Annotated in this window: 10 protein-coding genes; 3 read left to right on the top strand and 7 right to left on the bottom strand. The window is 65.8% G+C overall.

Features of this window, described 5'->3' with window-relative positions:
* Positions 1-34: 34 nt before the first annotated feature.
* From AC51GT_RS02945 to AC51GT_RS02915, 7 genes are all read right to left on the bottom strand, one after another.
* Positions 35-1,495, bottom strand: coding sequence for a DHA2 family efflux MFS transporter permease subunit (locus AC51GT_RS02945; RefSeq protein ID WP_496327796.1), 1,461 nt, complete (start codon positions 1,493-1,495; stop codon positions 35-37).
* Positions 1,496-1,554: 59 nt separating this feature from the next.
* Positions 1,555-2,127, bottom strand: coding sequence for a DUF2567 domain-containing protein (locus tag AC51GT_RS02940; protein ID WP_496327795.1), 573 nt, complete (start codon positions 2,125-2,127; stop codon positions 1,555-1,557).
* Positions 2,124-2,360, bottom strand: a complete 237-nt coding sequence (bsaP, locus tag AC51GT_RS02935) for a biotin synthase auxiliary protein BsaP (protein WP_496323876.1) — start codon at positions 2,358-2,360, stop codon at positions 2,124-2,126. Before bsaP ends, AC51GT_RS02940 begins: the two co-directional genes overlap by 4 nt.
* A gap of 14 nt (positions 2,361-2,374) precedes the next feature.
* Entirely contained in the window at positions 2,375-3,388 is a 1,014-nt protein-coding gene (gene bioB / locus AC51GT_RS02930) for a biotin synthase BioB (RefSeq protein ID WP_496327794.1), read from the bottom strand.
* Positions 3,389-3,462: 74 nt separating this feature from the next.
* Positions 3,463-4,128 (bottom strand): dethiobiotin synthase, encoded by a 666-nt coding sequence (bioD, locus tag AC51GT_RS02925; RefSeq protein ID WP_496327793.1) that lies wholly within the window; start codon positions 4,126-4,128, stop codon positions 3,463-3,465.
* 18 nt (positions 4,129-4,146) lie between these two features.
* A complete protein-coding gene (locus AC51GT_RS02920) occupies positions 4,147-5,295 on the bottom strand; it encodes an 8-amino-7-oxononanoate synthase (RefSeq protein ID WP_496327792.1) in 1,149 nt (382 codons plus the stop codon).
* A 5-nt stretch (positions 5,296-5,300) separates the two neighbouring features.
* Positions 5,301-6,659, bottom strand: coding sequence for an adenosylmethionine--8-amino-7-oxononanoate transaminase (locus tag AC51GT_RS02915; protein WP_496327791.1), 1,359 nt, complete (start codon positions 6,657-6,659; stop codon positions 5,301-5,303).
* 144 nt (positions 6,660-6,803) lie between these two features.
* On the opposite strand from AC51GT_RS02915, the gene AC51GT_RS02910 reads away from it, so the two are divergent.
* The 3 genes from AC51GT_RS02910 to treY all read left to right on the top strand — a co-directional run bounded on the left by AC51GT_RS02910 (position 6,804) and on the right by treY (position 13,955).
* A complete protein-coding gene (locus AC51GT_RS02910; RefSeq protein ID WP_496327790.1) occupies positions 6,804-9,026 on the top strand; it encodes an acyltransferase family protein in 2,223 nt (740 codons plus the stop codon).
* Positions 9,027-9,120: 94 nt separating this feature from the next.
* Entirely contained in the window at positions 9,121-11,613 is a 2,493-nt protein-coding gene (gene glgX, locus AC51GT_RS02905; protein ID WP_496327789.1) for a glycogen debranching protein GlgX, read from the top strand.
* Positions 11,613-13,955 carry a malto-oligosyltrehalose synthase gene (treY, locus tag AC51GT_RS02900; RefSeq protein ID WP_496327788.1) on the top strand — a complete coding sequence of 781 codons (2,343 nt, stop codon included), beginning with the start codon at positions 11,613-11,615 and terminating at the stop codon, positions 13,953-13,955. Before glgX ends, treY begins: the two co-directional genes overlap by 1 nt.
* Positions 13,956-14,000: the final 45 nt, after the last annotated feature.

The following is a 14,000-nucleotide window of genomic DNA, read 5'->3' as shown; positions in this document are numbered from 1 at the left end:
TGATTTCGGCACGGTCAACGGTTGCCGCGTCGGGTCAGTTTCCGACCGTGCGGGTCAACGGCTTCTCCCCCGCTTCGGCGAACAGGTCGGCGACCTTCGATGCGGTCGCCAACGACTTCTTCGTGGTCGAGTAGATCCCGCCCAGCAGGATGACCACACCGAGGCCGGCAGCAACCCACCAGAGCGGCGCCATGTCCGAAGCCGACGACGTTCCCGGGTCGGCCGCGATCACCGAACCCGCCATCGCACCCGACAACGCCACACCGATACTGACGCCGATCTGCCGACTCGTGGATGCGATCGCCGAAGCGGCCCCGGCCCGGTCCCGCGGCATGCCACTGACCGCACCGGTGGTGATCGGCGCATTGACCATTCCGAAACCGATACCGAAGATCCCGAAAATGATGAGCAGCTGCCAGTTCGGGGTGACGTCGTCGACGGTGGACAACAGCATCGACGCAATCGCGAGGAGCGTCCCGGCCACGACCAGCGAGGGCCGGGTGCCGTAGCGCCCGACGAGTCGTCCGGACAGCGGCGAGAAGAGCAGTGTTCCGGCGGCCAGCGGCAGGAACATCAGCCCGGTCTCGATCGGGCTGTAGCCGCGAATGCTCTGCAGGTAGATCGACACCACGAACAAGAAGGCCCCAAAGGCCGCGAACGCACAGATACCGGTCACCGTGGCGGCCGAGAACGGGATGCTGCGGAAGAATCGCAGGTCGATGAACGGGTCGTGGTGCCGCAGTTCGTACCGGCAGAACGCCCCGAACGCCCCAACGGTGATCGCAAAGATCCCGATCGTCACCGGATCGGTCCAGCCCATCGAGGGACCCTCGATCAGGCCGAAGACCAAACCTGCCATGAACACCACCGCCAGTGTCTGACCCACCGGGTCGAGACTGCGCACATGCTGCGACTTCGACTCGGGCACAACAAGTGCGGTTGCGACGACTGCGATGACGCAGATCGGCAGGTTGATCCAGAAGACCGCTTCCCAGCTGAACAGGTTGATCGCGGTCCCGCCGACGATCGGCCCCAGCGCCATCGAGATGCCCACCACCGCACCCCACACGCCGACAGCGCGGGCCCGCTCCACCCGCCCGGGGAAGGTGTTGGTGATGATCGACATCGCAACCGGGTTGAGCATCGAGCCACCGATGGCCTGGACGAAGCGGGCCGCGATCAGCACCTCGATACTGGACGCGAGACTGCAGAGCAGTGAACCGAGCGCAAAGGTTGCCAGGCCGATCTGGAACACACGGCGACGACCGAACTTGTCGGCCATCGTGCCGGACAGGAGCAGCAGACTGGCCAACACCAGGGTGTAGACGTCGATCACCCATTGCAGCTGCGAGGCACTGGCATCGAAATCCGCACGGATCGACGGGATCGCCACGTTGACGATGGTCGCGTCCATCGACACGATCAACAAGCTCAGACAGCAGGTGACCAGAATTGCGGTCTTCCGGCGGGGACTGAGCACCGTTGCTGAGGTCACCCGACAATTGTGCTGCTGCTCAGCTGGTGCGAGTGCGGCGGGTCACCTATCCGCCCGGTTCATCCGACCCGGGCGGGCGGCGTCTGGACCGGGACCACCTCGTCCGGGAATCCCAGATCACCGGACCGATTCATCACCACGAACACCACGTAGGTCAGCATTGCAGCCATCGGCGCGACGACCAACAAGGCCCAGGAGAATCCGATCCCGCTCCCGAAGTCCAGGTAGGCACCGGTGATCCGCAGGCTCGGTGCCTGCGTGAACCCGTCGCCGATGGCCACCCCGTCGCGCCCCGGGAAACGCAGACGCGCCACCAGGTCGCCGACCCACACCGCGACCACACCGGACGCGATCGTCCCGAACGCCAAACCGGTGACACCGGCCGGACCCCGAAATCGCGGCGGCATCCAGAAGAGCACCGCCAGGACCACACCGGCGATCAGGGCCACCGAGAAGAACAGGCCGATGGCCGAGAACTCGGCGGTGCCGTCACCCGAGGCGACGGCGCGATCCGGCGCGACCACCCGGCCTTCGATGCCCGGGGTCAGAAAACCCCAGATCAGACCCCACAGAACCCCGACGAGCACCACACCCGCCGAAACAAAACCTGCAGACCGAACCCTGTCGGTCAACGTTTATACAGCTCCACCGAATCGACGGTACCGTGCCGCGAACAGCGGGCCGACCAGCCGTCCGGGCGAACCTGGACAACCATCCGTCGGCCACACTGTCCGCAGTAGCGGGGTGGCTCCAACCCGAGCTGGGCCGCCCGCGGAATCGAATCGGGGTCCTGCACATCGAGCTTCACCCCGGTGTACACGCCATAGACCATCGGGACGGCCAGCGGGGTCGGGATGTCACTCATCGTCTGATCGCTGATCAAATCGAGTCGTTGAGTGCCTTGATCGGCATCTGCAGCTCGTCGAGCAGATCCAGATCGGTTTCGGCAGGACGGCCCAGGGTGGTCAGGTAGTTACCCACGATGACCGCGTTGATCCCACCCAGGATGCCCTGTTTGGCACCCAGATCACCGAGGGTGATCTCACGTCCGCCCGCGAACCGCAGGATGGTGCGCGGCAGCGCCAACCGGAACGCGGCAACAGCCTTGAGCGCCTCGGCCGCCGGCAACACGTCGAGGTCGCCGAACGGGGTACCGGGACGCGGGTTCAAGAAGTTCAGCGGAACCTCGTCGGGATCGAGTGCGGCCAGATCGGCGGCGAACTCGGCGCGCTGCTCCAGGCTTTCACCCATTCCCAGGATGCCGCCGCAGCACATCTCCATCCCGGCCTCACGGATCATCTTGAGCGTGCCGAAACGCTCTTCCCAGCTGTGGGTGGTGACCACGTTCGGGAAATGCGACCGCGCGGTCTCCAGGTTGTGGTTGTAACGATGGACCCCCATCGCCTTGAGCTCATCGACCTGCTCCTGGGTCAACATGCCCAGGCTGCAGGCGATCTGGATGTCGACCTCGGCGCGGATGGCCTCGATGCCGGCGGCCACCTGGGCCATCAGGCGCTTGTCGGGTCCGCGCACGGCGGCGACGATGCAGAACTCGGTGGCACCGGACTTGGCGGTCTGCTTGGCCGCTTCGACCAGCGCCGGGATGTCGATCCAGGCACTGCGCACCGGCGAGGCGAACAGCCCTGACTGCGAACAGAAATGGCAGTCCTCGGGGCAGCCGCCGGTTTTGAGGGAGATGATGCCTTCCACCTCGACCTCTGGACCGCAATGCTTCATCCGCACCTCATGAGCGAGTTGCAGCAGGTCGGTCAACCGATCGTCGGACAACTGCAGCACCTGCAGTGTCTGATCCTGGTCGAGCCCTTCCCCGCGTTCCAACACCTGCTCACGCGCGACGTCGAGTATGTCTGTACGTACCGGCGCCTGTGTCACGTGGCCTCCCCTTTTCATCGTGAACGTTGTGCCTCAGTGTGCATCATCACCCAAATCGGACATGTGGTCGCGGGTCACAGTCCCGCCAGCCAATCCGGATCAAACCACCCATATGCCTGCGAAGTAAAACTACTGAGCGGTAGGCTTCCGGCCCCTGCCGGAATCCGGCCGACCACCGGGACACCGGTGAGCGCGGGCAGGTCGTCGAGGTTGCACCGTTCGGCCAGGCCCGGCTGCGATGGCCAGGAGCCGATGACGATGCCGGAGCACTCGAGTCCGGCGGCCTTGATCGCCGACGTGGTGAGTTCGGTGTGGTTGAGCGTGCCGAGCCCGGCCGCGGCGACCACCAGCAGCGGCGCCCCGATCCCGGCCGCGACGTCGAGCAGGGTGATGTCCGGCGCCAACCTCACCAGCACTCCCCCGGCGCCTTCCACCAGCGTCAGATCATGCGCGTCCAGAGCCCGGACGCCGTCGATGATCGACTGCAACTCCACCGGCGGCGCACCTTCACGTGCGGCCGCCCGAGACGGCGCGAGCGGATCGCGGAAGCGGTAGAGCTCGGACGTGGCGGTGACCCCCGCGAGCCGGACCACCTCGTCGACATCGCCGGGCTCCCCCGGCCCGACCCCGGTCTGCGCCGGCTTGCAGACGGCGACCGTCGCCCCGGACGCCATCGCCGCGGCCGCCACCGCGGCGGTCACCACTGTCTTGCCGACCTCGGTCGAGGTACCGGTGATCACGAGTCTCACAGTGCGCCCTCAGATCTCGTCGAGAACGGCTGTGACCACCTCTGCCACCCGGGTGATGTCATCGTCGGAAAGATCTGCCCGGACGGTCAGGCGCAGCCGCGACGTACCCGGCGGAACCGACGGTGGACGGAAGCAGCCGACGAGCACTCCGCGGTCGCGGCACCGTTGCGCGGCCGCGTACGCCTGGGCCGGATCACCGATGATGATCGAGACCACCGCCGCCTCCGATTCCGTGCCACCACACAGACCCGCCAGCCGGGCGGCGTTGGCGCGCACCCGAGTTGCCAGGTCGGGCTGCGCACGCAGAACGCGCAACGCGGCCTGCGCGGCACCGGCCGCAGCAGGCGCCAAACCGGTGTCGAAGATGAATGTGCGGGCGCGGTCGATGAGATGGTCGCGGACCATCGCCGACCCGAGGACCACACCACCTTGCGAGCCAAGCGATTTCGAGAGAACCGCCGTGGTGACCAGGTCGGGGGCGCCTGCCAGACCGGCTTCGTCCAGAACCCCGCGACCGCCGATGCCACGAACTCCGAAGGCATGCGCCTCATCCACCAACAGCACCGCACCATTGGCGCGGGCCGCGGCATACAACTCGGCGACCGGGGCGATGGCTCCGTCGATCGAGTACACCGAGTCGGTGACCACCATCGCGCGCTGTTCGCCACGTCCTTCCAACTCGCGTCGCACCGCCGCATGGTCGCCGCGGTCGACGACCACCACCCGGGCCCGCGACAGACGGCACCCGTCGATCAGCGAGGCATGAGAGCCCCCGTCCGAAACGATCAGATCCCCGCGACCCATCAGGGCCGACACAGCGGCGATGTTGCCGACATAACCCGACGAGAACACCAGCGCCGCCTCGTAGCCGAGGAAGTCCGCGAGGTCGTTCTCGAGCGATTCGTGGATCTCGGTGGTCCCGGTGACCAACCGCGACGATGTCGATCCGGCACCCCACAGGTCGAGTGCCTCGTGGGCGGCCGCAATGACATCGGGATGGCGTGACAACCCGAGGTAGTCGTTGGACGCCAGGTTCAGCAACCCGTCATCGGTGCCGCGTGGCACCAGAGTCCGATGCAGCCCCTCTGCGGCGCGGACGTCGGCGACCTCACCGAGCCAGTCCAGCGCGGTCTCGGTATCGGTGGCGTTCGGCGTCATCGGGTTCACTGTGAGAAGCCTCTCACAGGGCTCGACGTCGTCGCATGGCCCGCCACCGCGGCCCGTACCGCTGCGCCCACGCCACCCACGAGGGTATCGATGTCCGATTCGGTGCAGATATACGGAGGCATCGTGTAGACGAGGTCGAGGAACGGGCGCAGCCAGACACCGGCGTCGACAGCGGCGTCCGTCGCCACGGCCATGTCGACCGGATCGTCGAGTTGCACCACCCCGATTGCCCCGAGGACACGTACCTCCCGCACCCCCGGCAGCTCGGACAGCGGCGCCAGGCCGCCTGCCAAAGTCGCCGATATCCCGGCGACCCGATCGCGCCACGGCGAGGCGAGCAACAGTTCGGTCGAGGCGACCGCGATCGCCGACGCCAACGGATTGGCCATGAATGTGGGGCCGTGTGCCAGCACCCCGACGGCCGAACCCGAGATGGTGTCGGCAATCTCACGTGTGCACAGCGTTGCTGCCATCGACACATAGCCGCCGGTCAACGCTTTGCCGACGCACATGATGTCGGGCGAGACGCCGACGTGGTCGGCGGCGAACAGCTCTCCGGTCCGACCGAATCCGGTGGCGATCTCATCGAAGATGAGCAGCACACCCTGCTCGTCGCAGATGCGGCGGAGCTCCACGAGATAACGCGGGTCGTGAAAACGCATCCCGCCGGCGCCCTGCACCACCGGTTCGACGATGACCGCGGCCAGCTCGTCCCGGTGCGCGATGACCAGTTCTTCGAACTCGCCGACGTAGTCCGACTCGAACTCCACCGGCGGCGCCGGCGCAAAGACCTGCCGGGTCAGGACGTCGGTCCACAGCGAATGCATACCGCCTTCGGGGTCGCAGACGCTCATCGGCGTGAACGTGTCACCGTGATAGCCGCCGCGCCAGGTCAAGAGCCTGTTTCGACCGGCCGTACCCCGAGCCCGCCAATACTGGAGGGCCATCTTCACCGCGACCTCGACGGACACCGATCCCGAATCCGAGAAGAACACAGTGCGCAATGGTTCCGGGGTGATCTGAACCAGCAGCTCGGCGAGCCGGGCCGCCGGCTCATGGGTGAGACCGCCGAACATCACGTGCGCCATCGAGTCGAGCTGGGTACGCGCAGCGTTGTCGAGGACCGGATTGCGATAGCCGTGGATCGCTGCCCACCACGAGCTCATCCCGTCGACCACCGTGGTCCCGTCGGCAAACGTCAACCGCACGCCTTCGGCCGAGCGCACCACCCGCGGAGCCGGCGCCGGATGCGGCATGGTGCCGTACGGATGCCAGATCAATTCGGAATCGAGCCTGCTGATCTCCGCCGCGCAACGCGCAGCCGATTCGTTCGAAGCGTCAGGAAACGGGGGCACGGACCCACACTAGTGAGGGCGCGCGGTGGAACTGAGCCGGGGATTCTGATCTGAGGCAGGTACATTACGTGGCTGGACATCCAACGGATTGCTGCGATCCGAACGAGTGCGCGGCAGACCCCGAACAAACGAGACACCAGACCATTGACTGCCACGCCCAGCGTTGACACGCGGACCTCCACGGTTCCGGCCGACACGGTGCCGATCTATCGCACCGACCTCGACGGACTCCGTGGCCTCGCGATCGTCCTGGTGGCCTGCTTTCACATCTGGTTCGGCCGGGTCTCCGGCGGCGTGGACGTCTTCCTGACCCTGTCCGGCTATTTCTTCGTCGGCTCGCTCCTGCGACACACCATCGTCAGCCAGGACGACCGGACCACGCTCTTCAAGACCGTCAACCCGGTCCAACGGATCACCCGCCTGGCCCGGCGCCTGCTGCCGGCCATGGTCGCGATCCTGATCGTCATCAGCCTCGGGACGCTGTTGATCCTCCCGGAGACGCGGTGGCTGGCCACCGGGCGCGAGGTCATCGCGAGCCTGTTCTACTACCAGAACTGGTTCCTGGCCTTCAATTCCCAGGACTACACCGCAGCCAGCTCGGCCAACAGCCCGTTGCAGCACCTGTGGTCGATGTCGGTGCAGGGCCAGTTCTTCATCGTCACGATGCTCACCGCACTGGCGCTTGCCGGCGCCCTCAAACTTCTGGTGCGGGCCGGGTTCAAGAAGCTGGCCGACCCGACGGTGATCCGCGTGGTCGTCGGAGTCGCGATCCTCGGCGTCGCAGCGGTGTCGTTCTACTGGGCGCACATGCGGATGGGCGTGAACCAGCAGTTCAACTACTACGACACCATTTCGCGGGCCTGGGAACCGCTCGCCGGCGGGCTACTCGCCGTGTGGATGCCGAAATGGCGGGTCCCCGACGTCATCCGCAACCTGGTGGCCATCATCGCGCTCGGCCTGATCATCAGCTGCGGCTGGTGGATCGTCGGTGTCGAGCAGTACCCGGGACCGTGGGCCCTGGTGCCGGTGCTCTCCACCCTGGCGATCATCTGGTCCGGTAACAACGCCGTCAAACGAGGGTCGTCGGTCGAGCGGCCCGCGGTCAGCAACGCGTTGGCCACCCGGCAGATGGTCTGGCTCGGCTCGATCTCGTACGCGCTGTACCTGTGGCACTGGCCGCTGCTCATCTTCTACCTGACCTGGCGCGACAAGAACGACGCAACAATCCTCGAGGGCACCGTCCTGATCGCGCTCTCGATCGCCTTGGCGTGGCTGACCAAGCGCTACATCGAGGAACCGCTGCGCGCACCGCGGTCGGTGTCGATCCACAAAGAGAATCCGCCGCACAAGGGAACACCGACACGGCACCATCAGCCGTCCCACGCCACGCCCGTTAGCCCGTGGCGCCGGCGTCTGCTGAACTATTCGACGGTCGCGGGCAGCCTCCTGCTGGTCGGCGCCATCGTGATGACGGCCGGGTTCAAGGCCTGGGAGTATCACGCCACTCACATGACCGTCGACACCACCAACCTCGATCCCCGCGTCTACCCCGGCGCCGCCGCATTCCTCGACGGGGTCGCCGTGCCCCGCGTGGATCCGCAACCGTCGCCGATGGCAGTGGTCATGGACTTGCCCGCAACCTCGTTCAACGGTCACATCAGTGACTTCGAGGACGGCGACGTCCACATCGGCGAGTACGGAGATCTGCAGGCCACCAACACCATTGCCCTGGCGGGCGGTTCGCATGCAGAGATGTGGATCACTGCGCTCGACATCCTCGGCAAGCAGAACCACTTCAAGGTCCGGACCTACCTGAAGATGGGCTGCCCGCTGACCGCCGAAGCAGAACCCAAGCAGTCCGGAGTCCCCTACCCGCAGTGCCGCGAATGGGTCGACAAGGTGCTGCCGATGATCATCGCCGACCGCCCCGACGCGGTGTTCACCAACACGACGCGGCCCCGCGACAACGATCCCGGCGACTGGGTGCCCGACGACTACCTGCCGATCTTCGGCCAGTTCGCGGAGGCCGGAATCCCGGTTCTGGGCATGCGTGACAGTGCCTGGCCGCACAACGATGCCGGCGCCATCAACACCCCGGACTGCCTGTCGAAGAACTCCAACGACGAGTGCAGCACGTCCCGCGAGTGGGCCTTCGCACCCACCGACCCGACGCTCGACATCGTGGAGCAGTTCCCCAACGTGCATCCGATAGACCTCACCGACGGAATGTGCGATGAGACGACATGTCCTGCCGTCGTGGGGAACATCACCGTCTACAAGGACTGGCACCACCTCAGCGCCACCTTCATCCGCAGCCTGATCCCGGAATTGCAACGTCAGATGCAGGCTGCCCTGCCCTGGACGTAACCGGCAGATCGCGGTGACGTGATGCGCTCTACTTGCGAATGCCTCCCGGCCCGCATCCCAGTAGGGTCGTGGGCATGAGTAAACGAGAGTGCAGATGACGACGCCGGATGGTGGTGCGCTCACGCAGGACGCCGGTGAAGAAGTCGCCGCCGAGGTGAGTACGCCAGAATCGGACACCCCCACCGCAACACCGGTCCAGAACGGTGCCGCCCTGACCGAAGAGGTCGAAGACCTCATGGTGTGGCCGGGAACGGCCTACCCCCTCGGCGCCACGTTCGACGGCACCGGAACCAACTTCTCGCTGTTCTCCGAGGTCGCGACCAAGGTCGAGTTGTGCCTGATCAGCAAAGACGGCACGGAGACACGCATCGAACTCGAGGAGGTCGACGGCTACGTCTGGCACGCGTACCTGCCGACGATCTCCCCCGGGCAGCGCTACGGCTACCGCGTCCACGGACCCTACGATCCCCGTCAGGGCTTGCGATGTGACCCGTCGAAGCTGCTGGTCGACCCCTATGGAAAGTCGTTTCACGGAGAGTTCGACGGCGACGCGTCGCTGTACTCGTATCCGATCTCACTCGATCCCCCCGCCCTCGAATCCTCGTCCGGGGAATCAGCGGTGGACGAAAACGGCACAGCGGTCGACGGATCCGACGCCGAGACCCATCCCGCCGACACCCAGGCAGGTACGGCCACCGACACCGCGGCCGCGCCCTCGACCGACATCGAGGACTTCGCCGATGGCGACGCGGAGGCAGACACGGCCACCGAAGCCGAGGACACCGCGCCCGAGCCGGAACCGCAATCGGGGGAGCCCGACCCACTGTTCGGAGATCCTCCACGGCTGGATTCATTGGGCCACACCATGACCTCGGTCGTGATCAATCCGTTCTTCGACTGGCAGAACGACCGCGCGCCCAACCGGCCGTACTACGAGACCGTCATCTACGAGGCCCATGTCAAGGGCATGACCGCCACGCACCCGGAGGTCCCGGAACAACTCCGCGGGACGTATGCGGGGCTGGCGCATCCGGCGATCATCGACCACCTGACCAAGCTCGGTGTCACGGCCATCGAACTGATGCCGGTACACCAGTTCCTGCAGGATCAGACGCTGCTCGATCAGGGTTTGCGCAACTACTGGGGCTACAACAGTTTCGGGTTTCTGGCGCCACATGCCGACTACGCGTCGAACCGTCGGGCCGGTGCCGCCGTGCCCGAGTTCAAGGCCATGGTCCGGGCGTTCCACGACGCGGGTATCGAGGTCATCCTCGACGTGGTCTACAACCACACCGCCGAGGGCAATCACATGGGCCCGACCATCGCCTTCCGCGGCATCGACAATGCCGCGTACTACCGGATCGTCGACGACGAACCGTGGGCCTACATGGATTACACCGGGACAGGCAACAGTCTCAACGCCCGGCATCCGCACACCCTGCAGCTCATCATGGACTCCCTGCGGTACTGGGTCCTCGAGATGCACGTCGACGGTTTCCGTTTCGACCTCGCCTCCACCCTGGCCCGAGAACTGCACGACGTGGACAGGTTGTCGGCGTTTTTTGATCTCGTGCAACAGGATCCGGTGGTCAGTCAGGTCAAACTCATCGCCGAGCCGTGGGATATCGGCGAAGGCGGCTACCAGGTCGGCAACTTCCCCGCCCTGTGGACCGAATGGAACGGCAAGTACCGCGACACCGTCCGCGACTACTGGCGTGGCGAGCCGGCGACCCTGGGAGAGTTCGCCTCCCGGCTCACCGGATCCTCTGATCTCTACGAGGCCACCGGCCGCCGGCCGAGCGCCAGCATCAACTTCGTCACCGCGCACGACGGATTCACGTTGCGAGACCTGGTGTCATACAACGAGAAACACAACGAGGCAAACGGCGAGGACAACCGGGACGGAGAAAGCCACAACCGGTCCTGGAATTGTGGCGTCGAGGGTCCGACCGATGATCCGGTCATCGAAACCCTCAGGGGCCGACAGCAGCGCAACATCCTGGCCACCCTGATGCTCAGTCAGGGCACCCCGATGATCGCCCACGGCGACGAGATCGGCCGGACGCAACAGGGCAACAACAACGTCTACTGCCAGGACAACCCTCTCGCCTGGATGGATTGGGCGCTGGCAGAGACCAATTCGGAGCTCCTCGATTTCACGGCAAGGGTCATCGAACTCCGCAAAGAACATCCGGTGTTCCGCCGTCGGCGTTTCTTCGCCGGACGTCCCATCCGCTCCGGCGACGAACCTCGTGACATCGCCTGGCTCACACCGTCAGGCGACGAGATGACCGAAGAGGATTGGGACAGTGGTTTCGGGAAGTCGCTCGCGGTGTTCCTGAACGGATCAGCCATCGCAGAAAAGGACATCCGGGGTCGCGTGGTGCAGGACGAGGACTTCCTGATGTGCTTCAACGCGCACTACGAGCCGATCGCGTTCCAACTCCCCACGACCTTCTACGCCAACGAGTGGGAGGGCGTCCTCGACACCGCACATCCTCTCGGTGACAGCGCCGTCATCGCCAAGGCCGGAAGCCCGGTCCTGGTCACCGGAAGGTCGTTGCTGGTCCTGCGCAAGGTGCACTGATGATCCTGCCACCCACCGTCACCTATCGCCTCCAGCTGAACAGTGGCTTCACGTTCGCCGACGCCGTCGAACATCTCGATCACTATGCGGCACTGGGGATCAGCCATCTCTACCTCTCGCCGGTACAGACCGCCGAGGAGGGTTCGGAGCACGGCTACGACTGGGTGCCGCCGCCGGAGGTCTCCCCCACACTCGGCGGCATCGACGGCCTTCGGACGTTGCGCCACGCCGCCGCCGAACGCGGTATCGGGTTGATCGTCGACATCGTGCCCAACCACACCGGCGTCGAGGACCCTCGCCAGAACCCGTGGTGGTGGGACGTCCTACGGCTGGGCCCGGACTCCGAGTACGCCACGTACTTCGATATCGACTGGTCGCCGGACAACGGTGCAGACGGCAAAATTGCTCTGCCCGTTCTCGGTTCACCCGACGACCTCGACGCACTGGAGATCGACGCCTCTGGTCCGGAGCCGGAACTCGCGTTCTACGAGCACCGCTTTCCCCTGGCTCCCGGGACATACGACCCACCGGCACCTGAATCGGCCGGCGCGGTGCACGAGAAGCAGTCATATCGGTTGGTGCCATGGAACATCGGCGTCATCGGGTATCGCCGTTTCTTCTCCGTGAACGGGCTCGCCGGATTGCGACAGGAAGACCCGGCTGTGTATGCGGCCACCCATACCCTGGTCCGGCAGCTGATCAGTGAGGACCTGGTCGACGGGATCCGGGTCGATCATCCGGACGGCCTGGCAGACCCGCAGGGTTATCTGCGCAACCTCCGCGACGACCTCGGGCCGGACCGCATCCTGCTGGTCGAGAAGATCCTCTCGAAAGGCGAACCACTCGACCCGACGCTTCCGGTCGACGGCACCACCGGATACGAGACCTTGCGTACCGTCGGAGCCGTACTCGTCGACCCGAATGGTGAAGAGCCACTGGGTGATCTCCACCAGCGCTACGCCGGCGACCGCGGCGATCACCGGTGGATCGAGGCCACCGAGCGGCATCTGAAGTTGTCGATCATGGCGGACACCTTCCCCGCCGAACGCGCCCGACTCCGGCGCACCCTCGAGGCGTACGCGGCCGACGATCCGGTGGCCGACGGACCTGCACCGGCCGCCGCGGACATCGAGTCGGCGATCGGTGCGGTCATCGCCTCCCTGGGGGTGTACCGCAGCGACTACCCGGTTCTCGCCGGAACCCTGGAACGGGTGGTGGCAGAGGAAAAGAAGCGACTACCCGCGTTGGGTCCGGCATTCGACCTCATCGCCGCAGCCGTCGAATGGGACACCGAGGCCAGGGCGCGTCTGGCGCAGCTCTGCGGTGCCGTCACCGCCAAGAGTGTCGAGGATTGCCTCTTCTACCGAACCGCCCGGCTGGTGAGTTTGCAGGAGGTAGGTGGTGATCCGGGGACCTTCAGCGACTCGATCGACGATTTTCACCGCGTCAACGTCGAACGGGCCGGCGCCTGGCCCCGAGCCCTGACCACGCTCTCGACCCACGACACCAAACGCAGCGAGGACGTCCGCGCGCGTATCGGCGTCCTGTCCCAGGTCCCCGCGCGCTGGACGGAATTGGTGGATCGGTCGCAGGCACGCAATCCGGCGCCGGACGGTGTCACCGGATTGTTCCTGCGGCAGAACCTCTTCGGCATCTGGCCGATCGACGGTGTGATCACGGACGATCTGCGCCGCCGCTTCCACGACTACGCGACAAAGGCCATCCGCGAGGGCGGGGTCGGCACCACGTGGACCGAGGTCGATGACGCCTTCGAGTCGGCAGTGCATGCGTGGATCGACAACGTATTCGACGGCCCCTGCGCCAGGGATCTGACCGACCTGCTGGCCGAGGTCCGATCACACGTCGAATCCGACGCCTTGTTGCAAAAGGCGCTCGCCATGCTGACGCCGGGAGTCCCCGACGTCTACCAGGGCACCGAGTGGTTCGACGATTCACTGGTCGATCCCGACAACCGGCGACAGATCGACTACACGCAGTCGGTCGATCACCCCAAGGTGGCGATCGTGCGCACCGCGGCACACCTGCGCCGCAGACGTCCCGAGGTATTCGGGAACGGCGACCATCACCCGCTGACTGCGCATGGTCCTGCGGCCGAACACGTCATCGCGTTCGGTCGCAGCGCACCCGACGGGGACATCTCGGTGATCATGACCGGCTGCCGCTGGACCGCACGGCTCGACGAAGAGCGGTGGGAGCAGACCACACTCGACCTGCCACCGGGCACCTGGCGAGAACTCCTGACCGGCAGCGACATGTCCGGAACCGTGCACCTCTCACGATTCGGAACCGACGTCGGCATCCTCGAACGCATCCACGACTAGCCCGAACCCCCGCCGCCGAGCGTGCCGAACGGACCGTCGAGCGTG

This window comes from Williamsia sp. z34, assembly GCF_059553395.1.
The sequence above is the reverse complement of the archived record's forward strand: the minus strand, read 5'-3'. Positions and strand labels throughout refer to the sequence as shown.